Genomic DNA, 14,108 nt, shown 5'->3' with positions numbered 1-14,108 from the left:
CTGCCGCACACATGAAGGCACGAATTATTCTTGATTATAGGCAAGTGAATAGGCTGGCGCAATCGCGTGGCAACAACAGTGGCGTCGAGCGAATGGGAAGGGCTGCGAAGGAGAGAGTTGCGCCGGGACAGTGCCCGACGCAGGGCAAAACGAAGGTATTACTCGGCTGCCGGCTCGGCGCCGCAGCATTTCTTGTACTTCTTGCCGCTGCCGCAAGGGCAGTCGTCGTTGCGGCCCACTTTCGGCTCTTCGCGCTTCAGGGTCTGCACGGGAGCCTTGCGGCGCGGCACCCAGAAACGGTGGATGGCCGGCAGGTTCGCTTCCAGTTCCTGCGCCAGCTTGTGCGCCTTGACCGGGTCTTCCACCAGTTTCAGTTCTTCTTCCTTGATTTCGTCGGCGCCCAGCAGGTAGATCGGCTGCATCAGCTCGGCCACTTCGGAATCCCAGATTTCGTTCCACGAGCCGGGACGCAGTTCCATGCCGTCCCAGAAGCCCCAGCACCAGGCTTCGGCGTCGATCAGGGTCTGGCCTTCGTAGTCGTGTTCGACGAACAGGGCTTCGAATTCCTTGGGTGCCACTTCAAACGTCACCAGCACTTCGTTCATGAAGCGCATGATCAGGTTGACGATGCGCTCTTCTTCCTTGCTGTTCTTGAATTTCGGCGCATCTTCGGCATCTTCGCCCCACACGCGCGGCAACCACTCGGCCGGCATGATCGGTTCCGGACCGATGGCGACGGCCGTCAGATAGCCGTGCAGCATATCCATGGTCATGGCGTCTTCGGAGCACCGGTCCGACAACAGGAATTGGTCTAATTCGTCGAATTCTTTTTCTGATAATGGCTGTTCGAGTTGCATGGCTTGCTCTTTGATTAAATGTAAGGCGCCAGTATACGCCTTGCGGCGCTTCATCACCGAAGTGTTTGCACCGGCGGCCCGCGCGCGCCTTACAATGTCGCTTATGCACAATGAAAACCAGCCGCACGAGGACGACCGGCCCGTCCATCCCTTTTCCGCTCTGAGCCCCGATTGCGTGCTCGACGCCCTCGACAGCGTGGGCTTGCGCGGCGATGGCCGCCTGCTGGCGCTGAACAGCTATGAAAACCGCGTCTACCAGGTGGGTATCGAAGACAGCGCGCCCCTGGTGGCCAAGTTTTACCGTCCCGCGCGCTGGAGCGATACGGCCATCCTGGAAGAACACGCGTTCGTGTCCGAGCTGGTCGAGCGTGAAATCCAGGTGGTGCCGGCGCTGGCGATCAACGGCAGCACCCTGCACCAGTACCAGGGCTTCCGTTTTGCCGTCTTCCCCCGCCACGGCGGCCGCGCGCCCGAGCTGGACGATCCGGCGACCCTGGAATGGATAGGGCGCTTCATCGGCCGCATCCACGCCGTCGGCGCGCTGTCCACGTACAAGGAACGCCCGGCGCTCGATCACCAGACGTTTGGCGTCGAACCGCGCGAGTTCTTGTTGGAGGGTAACTTTTTGCCGCCCGAACTGCTGGCCGCGTATTCCAGCGTGGCGCAGCAGGCGCTCGACGGCGTCAAGCGCTGCTACGACCGCGCGGGCGACGTGGCCGTGCTGCGCACGCATGGCGATTGCCATGGCGGCAACGTGCTGTGGACGGACGCCGGCCCCCATTTCGTCGATTTCGACGACAGCCGCATGGGCCCGGCCATCCAGGACCTGTGGATGATGCTGTCGGGCGAACGCGGCGACCAGGTGCGCCAGATGAGCGACATCCTGGCCGGCTACGAGGATTTTTGCGATTTCGACCCGCGCCAGCTGTACCTGGTCGAAGCGCTGCGCACCCTGCGCCTGATCCATTATTCCGCCTGGCTGGCGCGCCGCTGGGACGACCCCGCCTTCCCCGTCGCCTTCCCGTGGTTTAACACGCAGCGCTACTGGCAGGACCGCATCCTGGAACTCAGGGAGCAGGTGGCCTTGATGGACGAAGCGCCGCTCTGGCCCATTTGACCTAAACGTGGGAAAAGGGCGGTAAACGTCCTTCTTCTTGCCGCGCTGATTTGTGCATGCCTGTTCGATAATGGTGGTAATAAATTCCCATAAGCAACGGAATTCACCCGAATAAGCGAGAAATCATGCAAGCACAGCAAAATCAGCGCCAGGCCGCCTCCCTCACCGTCGCGTATTCCGCCGACGACGAGTTCGACCAGGACAGCATCGTTTCGCTGCATGATTTCAAGGACCTGGAGCGCAAGGCCGAGGCGCCGGCTGTCGCCATTCCGCCCGAACCGCAAGCCGAACCGCAATCCGAGCCGGCAGCGGAAGCCGATGCCAAGGCGCCGGCCGCCGAACGCCAGAAAATGGAATTGAAGGCCATCCACGAGGCGATCGCCCGCGTGGAGGCGGAAGCGAAGGCCACCTGCGCCGCCGAGAGCCGTGCCCTGGCCGAGGCGCGCGTGCGCTCGCTGGCCGAGGACCGCGCCGCCATCGATGCGGCCGCCGCCGCCGCCGCGCAGCAAAATGCGCAGGCGGCCGAGGAAGCGATCGCCGCCAACCGCGAACGCCTGGACACCATGCGCGCTGCCGCGCAAGCCAGCGTGGCCCGCCTGGAAGCCGTCAAGCAGGAGACGGCCGAACTGCGCGCCCGCGTGGAGTCCGACAATGAAATCCGCCTGGCCGCGGAACAGCGCGCCCGCGCCGAGCAGGAAAGTCGCTTGCGTGCCAGCGAGCAGGTGGCGGTGCAGTCGGAACTGGCCGAGCAGGCAGCCCGCGCCGCCGAGGAATTGCAGGTGCAGACGGAGCAGGCGCGCCTGCAGGCCGTCGAGCGCGTGGCCGCCGTGCAGGCGGCCAAGGAGGAGATGGTAGGCATCGCCTCGGCCGACGCCCGTGTCGCCGTGCTGGCCCGCGAACGCGAGCGCCATGCGCACGGTGCGCGCCAGACGGCGCAGATGCTGGCCGAAGCGGAAGGCGAGGCGCTGGACTTGACGGTGCAGCGCGAGCGCGCCGACCAGATCGCGCTGGAATCGGCCTTCAACCGGGCCGCCGCCGAAGTGCGCGCCCTGGAAGAAGCGCGTGCGCTGGCGCACCTGGAACAGGAACGCGAAGCCATCGCCTTGGCGCAGGCGGAATCGGAACGCCATGCGGCGCAGTCGCTGCGTCTGCGCCTGCAGACGGAAAAGGAGTTGCGCGACGCGGCCATCCACCGCGAGCGCCTGGAAATGGTCGCCGTGGCCAGCGCGCAGGCGCGCCGCGACGCCGACGTGCGCATCCTGGCCGCCACCGAGGCGCGCATCGAGGTGGACCGCCAGCTGCGCGCCGTGGCGCTGGCCCGCGTGGCCGCCGAACAGGATGCGGAAATCGCCGGTCACGCCAAGCTGGAAGCGGAAACGGCGGCCCTCGAAGAAACCAAGGCCCGCGAAGCGGCCGAGCAGGCTGCCGCCGTGGCGGCCGTCCGCGAACTGGAAGAGCAGCAGCGCGCCGCCAGCCTGGCGCAGGAACGCGCCGAACTGGCGCGCCAGGCGGCAGAACTGGCCGCCAGCCAGAACGACGCCGAGCAGGCCGAGGTCGATGCCGGCAAGGCGACACTGGCTGCGCAGGAACAGGCAGCGCAACTGGCACAGGAAAAAGCCCGCCAGGCAGAGCAGCTGCTGCAGGCGGAGCAGGAACGCCTGGCCGCCGAACAGGCCGCCATCGCCGCCTTGAAAGAAAAACTGGCAGCGGAAGCGCTGGCGTGCAACGCGGCGCAGGAACGCACGGCCGCCGAAGGCGCGCAAGCGGAACTGCTGCGCGGCCAGCAGGCGGCCGAACAGGCCTTGCGGGAAGCGGCGCAAAAGGAAGCGGACGCCATCCGCATCCTGATGGACCAGGCGCTGGTCGAGGGCGAGAAAAAGGCCGCTGCCGCGCAAGCCGTGCAGGCGCAGGCGCGCCTGGCCGTGGAACTGGGACAAGTGCATAGCGAGCGTGCCCGCGTGGAAGAAGACAAGGCGCAGGCTGCCGATGCGCTGCTGGCGTCCGAACGCGATTTCGTCGCGGCCGAGCGCGAGTCGCTGGCTCTGATCGCGCAAAAACTGGTGCAGCAGCGCCAGACCAGCAGCGCCGAAGAGCGTGCCTCGCAAGCGATCGCCGGCCGCCTGGAAGCGGAAAAGCAGGCGACGGCGGCAGCCGAAACGCGCGCCGCCATGGAACAGCAGGCGCTGGAAGCCATGCGCCAGCGCGAGCAGCTGGAACTGGCCGCGCAGCAGGCCGCCAGCGAGAAGCTCGACGCGCAGCAAGCCTTGCTGGCCAGCGCGCAAGCCCATGCCGCGCTGCAGCGCAAGGCGGCCGAGACGACGCGTGCGATGGCGGCCGCCAAACAGCAGTTGCTGGAACGCGATACGGCCCGCGCACAGCAGCAGGAGCGCGAACTGGCGGCCCTGCGCGCCAGCCTGGAGCAGCCGCAAAGCGCGTTTTCCAGCTCTCTGACCGCCGCCCGCGCGAAAGCCGAACAGGTGAGCTCGGCCAGTCTGACGCGCGAAGTGATCGAGCGGCTGACGCAGCCTAACGAGTCGGCCGGCGCAGTCTGGCGTTCGCGCTAGGCAGGATACCGAACCAAACCTACTGCGCGGCGCGCTTTGCAGCTGGCGATGCTCACCGGCTCGGCGCCCCCGTACTAAAGTACGGTTGCGCTTCTCAGCCACAAATCACTGCCGCTCGCTACGGTTTTGTTCGATATCGGTACTTTAGTGGAAGAGCAAGATTTTTTAGGTTTTTCCATCAGAATTTTCTCCCCACCCCCACCAAAATCACATCCGCATCGCGGTGATAATCGGTGATGACCCGGTTCCACGCCACGTGCGCCACCCAGCGGCGGTCGACGTGGTAGCGGCCCACGGCCGACAGCAAGCCCGTCAGGCGCGTGCTGTGGCCCTGGGTGTCGCGTGCATCCCACGCCACGTACGGCCCGCCGCCCATGCCGAATTCCACCTTTTCATTGAGCGAACGGATCAGCCATAGCTGGGCGGCCATGCCGCGCCGATGCGCCAGCGCCGTGCTGCCTTCGTCGAGGGCGGTGACCGTCCAGTCCACGTATTGTCCCGCCGCGCGCCGGTATTCGAGGGCGAACGGGCGCGAGGACTCGGAGCGCATGCTGTTGACGATGGTGTGGCCGGTCGATAAGGTCAAGGTGTCGTCGTGCGCCCAGTTCTGCAGGTGCAGCTTGGCGCCCGGCACGCCGTCATAGCGGTAGCCCGCGCCGATCAGCAGGTGCGTGGTGTTGTCCTTGCCGCTGGGCCGGATGCGGTTGAGCTGCGCTTGCGCATACCAGCGGTTGTCGAACTGCCAGCGCGCCTGCAGGCTGACGATGGAGCCCCAGCCATGGTCATTGTCGAAATTGTGCGGTGCTTCATCGGTCTTGGCCGTGTCGAAGAAAAAATAGCGGCCCACGCCGGCGCCCAGCATCAGGCCCTGCTCCACTTTTTTCGTGCGCAGCCAGACCTGGCCCGCCATGCCGTCGCGGTGATGGTCTTCCGGGTGGCCTTCATTGATGTACGACAGGCTGACGGCATTGTAGTTGCCCACAGGCTGCGTGTAGCTGATGGCCGCCACAAAGGTACGCTCGTTGGTCGAGTTCACTTTCAGGGCGCCGGCTATGCCGGAGATATCCTGTGCCTGGGCGGACAAGGGAAGCGAGGCGGCCAGCAAGGCCAGGATGGTAGGGCATGTGCGCATGGTATTTCCGGTCGTGGTGATACACGCTAACGGCGGGCTGGCTGGACGTGCTGCGTTAGCGCAAGCATCGCGCGTTTTTACTACACGAATGAACAGTTCCAGTCAGAACTAATTGCGATAGTGTATAAGAAAGCGGGAATGTGTGAGGCGCGCCATGCGGCTGGAGAGCGGGGAAGGGCGCCGGCGCGAGTATGGCTGGCCGGCGCGATGCTGCTGAAGTTGCTGGACTTGCGGCGGTATTGCTGTCTGTATTACTGACTCAGGACGACTTTATCGGCAAAATATTCCGTCTCGCCGAAGCATTGCGTGGGCACGCCCTTGTGCTGGCTGTAGGTGACGAGGATGCGCTTGCCGGCGGCGGCCGTCAGCTGTTTCGCCACCTCCTCGTCGCGCACGCTGAACTGGAATTTTTCCGGGATGGTGCCCGGCAGCGCCGTCAGCAACAATTCGCCCTCCCACGTCTTGCAGATCCAGCCCCGTTTGGAGAACTTTTGCAGGTAGCCCGCCCGTTCGCCTTCCGAGTACGAGAAGCTCAGGGCCATCCACGTGTAGGCGGCCAGCAGCAGGAAGCCGGCCACGAGGAAGATGGCGAAGGCGAAGGTGACTTTTTTGGTCGTAGGGGTCATGTTAAGGGGTGAATTGTTTAGTTGGAGAAAGAGTTAGTCTTTCCGGCCGGCTTTCCAGTTCAGGCCAAAGTTGTATCGTTCGTCCATGGCCTGGTGCGCCGTGATTTTACCTTGGCCGCCGAAGTATTCCACCAATTTTGTCACCTGCAGGTTGCCGCCGTGGTTTTCCAGCATGGCGATGGCGCACATGGCATGCTGGCTGTCGCTGTCGAGGCGCACTTCCACCGTCGGCTGGCCGGGAATCTCGATCGTCACGACGCCGTCCGTGGCGGCCCAGTTCGGCACGCCTTCGTAGATGAAGGCATACACGAGCACGCGCTTGATCTGGTCGAAATGGGTGCCGTTGATGAAGATGTTTTCACCGCTGCTGATGCTGCCCGTGCGGTCGTCGCCTTCCAGGTGGATGTACGGCGGGCGGTCATACGCGCCCCAGCTGTTGCCCAGCGCCTGCACGGCGCTCTTGGCGCCATTGCTCATCTCGAACAGGCAGCCGATATCGAGGTCGATGCCGCCCGCGCGGCCGGCCGGCTTATTGAACAGTTTGCCCAGGAAGCCCGTGTCCAGCTTCGATGCGGGCGCCTGACCTTGCGACGCGTTCTGGTTCCAGTTCAGGTTGACCCGGATGCGGCCGTAACCGCCGCTGTCGCGCTTGTCGAGCGAGATCTTGTCGCCGCGCTTTTCCAGGCGAATTTTTGAGAGCGAGATTTTATTCGCCGGCGGCGGGGCCGCCGGCGCAGGCGCGGGAGCCGGCGCCGGAGAGGATTGCGCTGCTTCGCTGCCGCCGAAGTGCTTCAGCAGCGCCGCCAGGCCGCCCGCGAAACCCTGGCCCACGGCGCCGAAGCGCCAGCTGCCGTCGCGGCGATACAGTTCGCCGATGATGACGGCTTTCTCGTCCTGGAAGTCCGTGCCCGTGAAGGCAAACGTGGCGGCCTGGCCCAGCGCCAGGCTGGAGTTGCCCAGCGCGCGCATGCTGCCCTGTTCCGTCGCCGCCGTAAACACCAGCTTGTCGATGGCGGCGGGCAGGCGGGAAAGGTCGACCTGGAACACGGAGCGCGGGCCGTTCAGTTCCACCGTGACGGCATTGTCCGGCGCGCTTTTCTGGTTGTAGAACACCATGTAGCGGTCGTCCGACAGTTTGCCGGCCGCATCGACGCCGAAGCAGCTGACGTCCACCTCCATCGAGCCCGAAACGATATCGAGCGTGACGGCAAACGGGCCGTTCAAGCCCAGGTCCGCCAGTTTGCCTTTTTGTCCGCGTGTGAAATTGGTCATGGTCGTGCAATCCCTTCGTCGCTTGAGAGTTGAGTCAATGAGATAGTCGGCAGGTGCGCGGCGGCGTTGTCGGCCGCATGGCGGATGCCGAACAGGCGCGCCTGCTCGATGATGCGCAGGGCCCAGCTGCTGTGCGTGGCCACTTCGCACATCGATTCCTGCATGCGGAACACGGCCGGGCTGTCCGGGTCGATGATGCGCAGCGCCAGTTCGATGTCCGACTGCGCCACCTGGTAGTGGCGCTCGATCTGCGGCACCTGGTCCGGGTGGATGGCCGTCTTGGCGATCATGCCGTGCGCCATGTCCTGCGCCACTTCGGCGTCGAGCCAGCTGCCCTGCGACAGGTGTTCGAAGACGGGTGCCGTCAGCTGGAAGCCGTGCGGCTTGAAGATCGTCACCAGGCGGCCGATGACCTGGCCCAGCGGCGTTGAATAAATCGTGCCGCTGGTGGGGCGGCGCAAGCCCAGCAGGGCCAATAAATCGTTGCCGCCGATGCGCAGGGCCAGGATGCGGCGTCGCACTTCCGGTGCCGACAGCAGGATGCGGAACTGCTTCATTTCCTCGTCGTCGAACACTTCCGCCGTTTCCAGGGTCGGCATCAAGAGGTGATGCGTGTGGCGCACCAGCTCGAAATACGCGGCGAAATTGTGGCGCGTGGATTTCGGCAGCACGAAGCCGCTCAATTTGTCGGCGCCCGGCATGGCCAGCACGCGCGCCAGCACCTCGAGGTTACGCACGCGCACGAAGCGCAAGGTGTCCGATTCCTCGCACATGTTTTGCAGCGCCAGCGACAGATTGAACATCGCATAACTGAGGTCGCGTTCCGCGATGGCGTCTTCGGTGCAAAGGATGACCGAACGCAAATGGCTGAATTTGTCGCCGTTGGCGATCGCCAGCAAGTCCTTGTGCGTGGTCGGCACGTACATGGAGGCGCCCAGCGCCGCCTTGTGTTCGCTTTGCGGGTGTAGGGAGTTGTTATCCATCGACTGCGCTCCTGATAAGGGCGACCGCCTGGTAAGGCAGCGCCGGTTCTACTGTGACGGGTATGGCTTTTTCCTGCGCCAGAAGCAGCAAATGTGCCACGTCCGGCGCATTCGTGTCGCGCACGATCAGGCGCTCGGGCACGCGGCGCAGCAGCACGCGCGTCGCTTCGCCGATGCCCGGCTTGATCAGGTTGATGTCGCTGATGCCGTATTCCTGCTGCGCGGCGGCCATGTAGGCTTGCGAGCGGGCCGCCATGGCTGGCGCATCGCTCGCCTCTGCCAGCGGGATGCCGCTGCTGGCGGCGATCGCCATGGCGTCGGCCACCAGGCCGTCGGCGAAAGCGCGCGACTGGTCGTGCTGCTCGAACTGCGCGTAGTACACGCAGCCGTGGAAGTCGTCTGGACCGATGGCTTCATTGAGCACGGAGCGGCTCACCAGGCCCGAGACGGTGGCATTCAAGATGCTCGACGGGATCAGGTAGTCGCTGGCCGAGGCGGCGCAGGCGGCCGTGCCGGCCAGGTCGGACAGCACGAACAGGCCGCCGTCGATCGCCGTGCCATAGGCCGCGTTGAAATCGTGGACCGTCTGGCGCAGTTCGCGCGAGATCACGCCCTTGCCCGTCCAGCCGTCGACGAAGACGAGGGACTCGGCCGCATGGCCCTGCGCCAGGATGTGTTGCAGGGCATGCGCGTCGATGCCGCGGTCGCGGATGATGGAGACGGAATAATGGCTGCATTCGCGCTGGAAGACCTGGCGCAGCAAGTGCCCGAGGATGACGCCCACGGGCGTGCCGGCGCGCGCCAGCGACACCAGGGTGATGGGACCCGTGCGGCGCGCCGCGATCAGGGCGGCCAGGCGCAGGCAGTCGCGCGCCATCTGCAGGCGGTTGGCGGCAAATGCGCTCTGGAACAGGGCCAGGTAGGCGGGCGAGGGCAGGGACTCCGGCGACAGCATTTCGCTGTAGTGGCGCTGGCCCGACTGGATCAAGCGCTCCTTTTCTGCCAAATCGAGAATCGGTTCGAGCGCCATCGGCGTGAGCAGAAACTCCACGTCTTCCTGGCGGTAGCTGCCGCTGAAATGCGGTGTTGTTTCACTCATAGCGCCGCCACCGTGAGGGCCGCCAGCTGGGTGCCGTTGGGGATGATGGCGTAGTCGCAGGCGGCCATGAAGCGGGCGTCCGAGCGGCTGTCGCCCATGCCGAAGCTGACGATGGGGCCATGCTCGGCTTCCAGTTCCGCGCGCAGGTAGGCCACGGCGCGCGCCTTGTTCAATGTTTTCGGCAGCACGGCCAGGTTGTTGCCGTTGCGGTGGATGAAGTAGTCGGCGCCTTCGGCGGCGATCCACTGCCGCAGCACCTGCTCCTCGATGTCGGCCAGGCGTTCGCCGCGCGCTTCATGGTCCTTGACGACGATGTAGAACGGCGTGTTGTAATCCTCGATCAGGCGCGCGCGCGAAGGCATGCCCGTCCTGGCCTGGAAATCGTCGATGATGCGCATGGCGTCCCGCAGGCCGGGCAAGGCCGTCTGCATGTCGTTCTGCATCAGGGCCAGCCAGCCCGCGTCGAGCGCGCCGCCCGGCTGCAGCACGATGCCGCCGTAATCGAGCACGCTGTAGCTGGTAAACGGCAGGTCGACGCGGCGGAATGCGTCGCCATTTCTTGCCGTGGCGGGGATCAGGGTCATGCCGCTTTGCGCGAATTCAAAGAAGGCGCGCTGGCGCGCCGTCGTAAACGAGCAGGCCTCGCCATTTTTCAGATAGGCGGCCGCTTGCAAATCGGTCTCGCCCGGGCATTTTTTCGGGGTCTGGAACAGTGTGTCGTCCAGATCAACAAACAGGAATTTCTTCAATTTTGGTCTCTGACTGAAAGTGGAACAGGCGGCCGTTCAATTGGCCGGCGAGTTGCATGAGGGCCGGGCTGGCCGGGGTTTCATGGCAGATGAAAACGTGCTGGTACTGGCCAGGCGCCACGTTGTACAGGTAGTTGGCGATGCCTTCGCCGTAATTGTCGTCGCAGTTGACGATATGGCCGACGGAGCCCCACGACAAAATGGGCGAGCGCGTGGTCGACTGCACCACCACGTTCTTGCCCAGCGCTTCGAGCTCGCGCGCCAGCAGGAACGACGGGTGCATGAATTCGCCCGTGCCCAGCACCAGCACGGAATCGCCGGCGCCGATTTCCTGCGCCAGCTGCACCGCCAGGCCTTGCGGCGGCGCCAGGGCGCGTCCCACGCCGATGCGCCCGAATGCGGGGCTGGCGCCCCGTTCCTCGTTGGCCTCGAAGCGCTGCGCGCTGGCCGCCACCGGAGCGGGCGCGGCGCCGGCCTGGAAGGCGTAGTGGCCGGACAGCGCCGCGCCGATGGTCGTGGGCAGGCCGAAACGCTCACTCAAGCCCGCGTTGGCGGCCTGGCCCATGAAATTGGTGATCACGCCCAGGTGCAGCTTTTCCAGCTGCGGATAGCGCGCGCGGCACACTTGCACCAGGTTGGCGAAGGTGTTGCCGGTCGAGGCTTCATCGTCGATCAGCACCAGGCTGCGCGCCGTGGAAAACAGGGCGCTGGCCGTGTCCGACAAGTGTAAGAACTGGCGCGGCGCGTGGCTGTGCGATTCCTCGAATTCGAAGAAGGGCACCGTGCCCACGCGGTAGCGCGAGCTGTGCAAAAACAAAGCCTTGCCGTTCGGGTTGGCGCGCAGCCACGCCTCGAACACGCCCTGGCCCAGGCCGACGGCCGTTTCCGCCATGGCGATGAAGACGACGGGGCCGGGCAGGCTGGGGGGGATTTGCGCGGCCAGGTCGTCGTGGATGGCTTGCATGGCGCGCGGCGTGACGGGCCAGTGCTTGCCCAGCACCTTCGAGAGGAACAAAAAGCCCCGCTTGGCGTTGGCGCGCGCGGCAAAGCCGATCAGCCAGTCGAGCGGAAAGCGCGCCTCGTCCACCTTCAGGGTCAGCTCGCCCGTGGGCATCTGCTGCTTGACGATGTTCATGGCAGCTCCACGGCGCAGGCGGCTTCGCCCACGCGCATGCCTTCGCGGATGGCGGGCACGGTGAGCTTGTCAAAGCCCTGGTCGAAACCGGCCAGCGCCAGGTAGGGCAGGTTGGGACCCGCCGCGCACGCCATGCCGATGCCGCCCGACATGCGCGGATTGATCTCCAGCAGCGCCAGGCCATTCGCGCCTTCGCGGAACTGGATGTTGAAGACGCCATTGAGCCGGTAGTCGCGCGCCAGCTTGTCGCAGGCCGCCAGCAGGTCGGCGCGCAGTTCGATCAGCTGGCCGCTGCCGCCCCCATGCAGCTTCTTGCGCGGCACGGCGCAAATGAGCTTGCCCTGATCGGCGACGCAGTCGGCGCTGTATTCGTGGCCGTCGAGGTATTCCATCAGCAGCAGGGTCTTGAACGATGCCATCTGCGCCAGGCCGTTGCGCAGCTCTTGCGCATTGATCTGGTAGGCGGCGCCGGCCAGCAGCAGCTGGGCGCTGGTGCGCTCTTCATCGAGTATGGCAAAGCCCAGGGCATACACGGATTCGGACGGCTTGATGCACAGCTTGCGATGCAGCGGGCGCAGTTCGGCGTAGGCGGCATCGTATTCTGCGATGTTTGTGACGGCGCGGTAGTCGGCCGGGCGCGCCATGGGCAGGTCGAGGCCCTCGCAGAAGCGCGCCTTGTCATGCATCAGGGTCAGGGTGTCTTCGCTGGCCACGCTGAGCACGCGCGTGCCGATGGCGGCGAAGCGCGCGCTGGCGCTGCCGATCAGGCCCGCTTCCTTGCCGGGCCAGAAAATGGTGATGCCCCGCTCGCGGCAAAATTCCAGGCACCATTCGACATAGTTGTGGCCCGTCAGTCCCGACGGTTCGACCGCGTATTCGTGGGCCGACAAAAAGGCGGCCGCATGCGCATTCGTATTGCTGCACACGATGTGATAGCGGGGCGCACCGCCAGTGGCGGCGCTGTCGGCTTCGCGGATCAGGCGCATGGCCGTGCCGACCGAGGAAAATGTTTTGTTGAACCAGACTCTTTGCATGTACGGGGACCGGGTGGAAATAGGGGGAAGCCGCGCGCAGGTGCGCGCGCGGGCAGTGTAGCCAGAAAAACTTAACCTGGCCTTATAGAGGGGAGGAAATCAGCCGGCTTTGCCGGATGCTGTCCACTTGAGAAAGGCGTCGCGGTTGCGCGAGCAGATGAAGACCTTGCCCGAGCCGGAAAAGCGCAGCACGATGCCTTCGCCGCTGGTCACGCTGTTGACGATATTGCCGAGGAAGCCGCCGATGCCGCCGCCGCCCGAGCCGCCGCCCGTGGTCACGGAAATTTCGTATTTCAGGCTGTTGTCCCAGCACACCACGTGGGAATTGTCGATCACGACATCCTTGCCGGGCTCCACGTCGAGCTGGAACATGGAGCCGAAGCCCGACACCACCACTTGTCCCGTGCCGGCCGTCTCCATGACGAAGAAGCCGCCCGACTGGGCGAACAGTGCGTTGCCGATGCTTTGCGTGCGCACCTTCATTTCCGTGCCCGAGGTGGCGGCGACAAAGGCGCCGTCGTTGAGCAGGTACTGGCGCGCGCCCACGTCGACCACTTCGATGGCGCCCGGCAGGGTGGGCGAGAGCAGGCAATCGCCGCTGCCGCGCACCGCTTCGATGTGCTGCTGGAAGAACGATTCGCCATTCGCGAAGCGGCGCATGATGGCGCTGCCCAAGCCACCCGTCATCTTGCCCTTCAAATCGAGCGCCGTTTCCATCATCACCATCGCATCGGATTCGCAGTAGATGGTTTCGCCCTGCTTCATGCTGACGTGGAGGAAGGGATCGACGTCGCCCGTGACGCTAAATACTGGCATGATAAATCTCCAAAAAAAAGCCGCCTGATCTGTACAGGCGGCAGTAATGATATGGCAAAAGTACAATTCACCTCGGAAAACCGTCGCGCGCACGCTCCATGCGCGGCGCAGCAGGTTTAACGAGCGTGAATTTAGGCGTTCACGCCGAACGAGCGGGCCAGAGGGCCCAGGCCGCCGTTGAAGCCCTGGCCGATGGCCTTGAACTTCCATTCGCCGTTGTAGCGGTAGATTTCGCCAAAGATCATCGCCGTTTCCGTCGAGCTGTCTTCGGACAGGTCGTAGCGGGCGATTTCTTTTTCGCCTTCCGCGTTCAGGCAGCGGATGAAGGCTTTCGAGACCATGCCGAAGTTCTGGCGGCGCGCGTCGGCGTCGTGGATGGTGACGGTGATGCTGATGCGGTCGATGTCGGCTGGCACGCGGGTCAGGTCGATTTCGATGCGCTCATCGTCGCCTTCGCCTTCGCCGGTCGTGTTGTCGCCCGTGTGCACGACGGAGCCGTCGGTCGATTTCAGGTTGTTGTAGAAGATGAAGTCAGAGTCGCCACGGACTTTGCCGTCGCTTTTCAGGAGGAAAGCGCTACCGTCAAGGTCGAAGGTGGCGCCGTCCGTCGAACGAGGATCCCAGCCGAGGCCGACGATGATCTTCTTCAGGTTCGGTGCTTCCTTGCTCAGGTTGACGTTGCCGCCTTTTTGCAAACTGATTGCCATGTGGTGCTCCTTTTCAG

Annotated in this window: 13 protein-coding genes; 2 read left to right on the top strand and 11 right to left on the bottom strand. The window is 64.7% G+C overall.

Annotation, left to right across the window (positions count from 1 at the left end):
• Positions 1 to 158: 158 nt before the first annotated feature.
• Positions 159 to 857, bottom strand: a complete 699-nt coding sequence (locus AC0V2Y_RS23030) for a UPF0149 family protein (protein WP_102294997.1) — start codon at positions 855 to 857, stop codon at positions 159 to 161.
• A gap of 103 nt (positions 858 to 960) precedes the next feature.
• Here AC0V2Y_RS23030 and AC0V2Y_RS23025 point away from each other — a divergent pair, with 103 nt between their 5' ends.
• Both AC0V2Y_RS23025 and AC0V2Y_RS23020 read left to right on the top strand, forming a co-directional pair.
• Positions 961 to 1,974 carry a serine/threonine protein kinase gene (locus AC0V2Y_RS23025; RefSeq protein ID WP_475416293.1) on the top strand — a complete coding sequence of 338 codons (1,014 nt, stop codon included), beginning with the start codon at positions 961 to 963 and terminating at the stop codon, positions 1,972 to 1,974.
• Positions 1,975 to 2,099: 125 nt separating this feature from the next.
• Positions 2,100 to 4,538, top strand: a complete 2,439-nt coding sequence (locus tag AC0V2Y_RS23020) for a coiled-coil domain-containing protein (protein WP_475416294.1) — start codon at positions 2,100 to 2,102, stop codon at positions 4,536 to 4,538.
• A gap of 178 nt (positions 4,539 to 4,716) precedes the next feature.
• Here the strand turns inward: AC0V2Y_RS23020 and AC0V2Y_RS23015 are convergent, their stop codons facing one another.
• The 10 genes from AC0V2Y_RS23015 to AC0V2Y_RS22970 form a co-directional block, all read right to left on the bottom strand.
• Positions 4,717 to 5,670, bottom strand: coding sequence for a hypothetical protein (locus AC0V2Y_RS23015; protein WP_475416295.1), 954 nt, complete (start codon positions 5,668 to 5,670; stop codon positions 4,717 to 4,719).
• A 251-nt stretch (positions 5,671 to 5,921) separates the two neighbouring features.
• Entirely contained in the window at positions 5,922 to 6,296 is a 375-nt protein-coding gene (locus AC0V2Y_RS23010; protein ID WP_046682297.1) for a hypothetical protein, read from the bottom strand.
• A gap of 33 nt (positions 6,297 to 6,329) precedes the next feature.
• Complete coding sequence (locus tag AC0V2Y_RS23005) at positions 6,330 to 7,568, bottom strand: TerD family protein (RefSeq protein WP_475416296.1); 1,239 nt, start codon at positions 7,566 to 7,568, stop codon at positions 6,330 to 6,332.
• Positions 7,565 to 8,551, bottom strand: coding sequence for an HpcH/HpaI aldolase/citrate lyase family protein (locus AC0V2Y_RS23000; RefSeq protein WP_475416297.1), 987 nt, complete (start codon positions 8,549 to 8,551; stop codon positions 7,565 to 7,567). The genes AC0V2Y_RS23005 and AC0V2Y_RS23000 overlap by 4 nt, the downstream gene beginning before the upstream one ends.
• On the bottom strand, positions 8,544 to 9,650 hold the full coding sequence (locus AC0V2Y_RS22995) for a cysteine protease StiP family protein (protein WP_475416298.1): 1,107 nt from the start codon (positions 9,648 to 9,650) through the stop codon (positions 8,544 to 8,546). Before AC0V2Y_RS22995 ends, AC0V2Y_RS23000 begins: the two co-directional genes overlap by 8 nt.
• Positions 9,647 to 10,399, bottom strand: a complete 753-nt coding sequence (locus tag AC0V2Y_RS22990; protein WP_475416299.1) for an HAD family hydrolase — start codon at positions 10,397 to 10,399, stop codon at positions 9,647 to 9,649. Before AC0V2Y_RS22990 ends, AC0V2Y_RS22995 begins: the two co-directional genes overlap by 4 nt.
• Positions 10,377 to 11,534, bottom strand: a complete 1,158-nt coding sequence (locus tag AC0V2Y_RS22985) for a phosphoribosyltransferase domain-containing protein (protein ID WP_475416300.1) — start codon at positions 11,532 to 11,534, stop codon at positions 10,377 to 10,379. The genes AC0V2Y_RS22990 and AC0V2Y_RS22985 overlap by 23 nt, the downstream gene beginning before the upstream one ends.
• On the bottom strand, positions 11,531 to 12,568 hold the full coding sequence (locus tag AC0V2Y_RS22980) for an ATP-grasp domain-containing protein (protein WP_475416301.1): 1,038 nt from the start codon (positions 12,566 to 12,568) through the stop codon (positions 11,531 to 11,533). Before AC0V2Y_RS22980 ends, AC0V2Y_RS22985 begins: the two co-directional genes overlap by 4 nt.
• 99 nt (positions 12,569 to 12,667) lie before the next feature.
• Positions 12,668 to 13,384: a TIGR00266 family protein gene (locus AC0V2Y_RS22975; RefSeq protein ID WP_070224704.1), complete on the bottom strand. Its 717-nt coding sequence runs from the start codon at positions 13,382 to 13,384 to the stop codon at positions 12,668 to 12,670.
• A gap of 131 nt (positions 13,385 to 13,515) precedes the next feature.
• Positions 13,516 to 14,091 carry a TerD family protein gene (locus AC0V2Y_RS22970; RefSeq protein WP_046682304.1) on the bottom strand — a complete coding sequence of 192 codons (576 nt, stop codon included), beginning with the start codon at positions 14,089 to 14,091 and terminating at the stop codon, positions 13,516 to 13,518.
• Positions 14,092 to 14,108: the final 17 nt, after the last annotated feature.

The sequence above is a fragment of the Janthinobacterium sp. BHSEK genome, from assembly GCF_056174685.1.
This window is presented reverse-complemented; position numbering and strand designations above follow the sequence as displayed.

Excerpts from the sequence above, each read along its gene's own strand:
- AC0V2Y_RS23030 (WP_102294997.1), bottom strand. The coding sequence starts at position 857 with ATGCAACTCGAACAGCCATTATCAGAAAAAGAATTCGACGAATTAGAC.
- AC0V2Y_RS23025 (WP_475416293.1), top strand. The coding sequence starts at position 961 with ATGCACAATGAAAACCAGCCGCACGAGGACGACCGGCCCGTCCATCCC.
- AC0V2Y_RS23020 (WP_475416294.1), top strand. The coding sequence starts at position 2,100 with ATGCAAGCACAGCAAAATCAGCGCCAGGCCGCCTCCCTCACCGTCGCG.
- AC0V2Y_RS23015 (WP_475416295.1), bottom strand. The coding sequence starts at position 5,670 with ATGCGCACATGCCCTACCATCCTGGCCTTGCTGGCCGCCTCGCTTCCC.
- AC0V2Y_RS23010 (WP_046682297.1), bottom strand. The coding sequence starts at position 6,296 with ATGACCCCTACGACCAAAAAAGTCACCTTCGCCTTCGCCATCTTCCTC.
- AC0V2Y_RS23005 (WP_475416296.1), bottom strand. The coding sequence starts at position 7,568 with ATGACCAATTTCACACGCGGACAAAAAGGCAAACTGGCGGACCTGGGC.
- AC0V2Y_RS23000 (WP_475416297.1), bottom strand. The coding sequence starts at position 8,551 with ATGGATAACAACTCCCTACACCCGCAAAGCGAACACAAGGCGGCGCTG.
- AC0V2Y_RS22995 (WP_475416298.1), bottom strand. The coding sequence starts at position 9,650 with ATGAGTGAAACAACACCGCATTTCAGCGGCAGCTACCGCCAGGAAGAC.
- AC0V2Y_RS22985 (WP_475416300.1), bottom strand. The coding sequence starts at position 11,534 with ATGAACATCGTCAAGCAGCAGATGCCCACGGGCGAGCTGACCCTGAAG.
- AC0V2Y_RS22980 (WP_475416301.1), bottom strand. The coding sequence starts at position 12,568 with ATGCAAAGAGTCTGGTTCAACAAAACATTTTCCTCGGTCGGCACGGCC.
- AC0V2Y_RS22975 (WP_070224704.1), bottom strand. The coding sequence starts at position 13,384 with ATGCCAGTATTTAGCGTCACGGGCGACGTCGATCCCTTCCTCCACGTC.
- AC0V2Y_RS22970 (WP_046682304.1), bottom strand. The coding sequence starts at position 14,091 with ATGGCAATCAGTTTGCAAAAAGGCGGCAACGTCAACCTGAGCAAGGAA.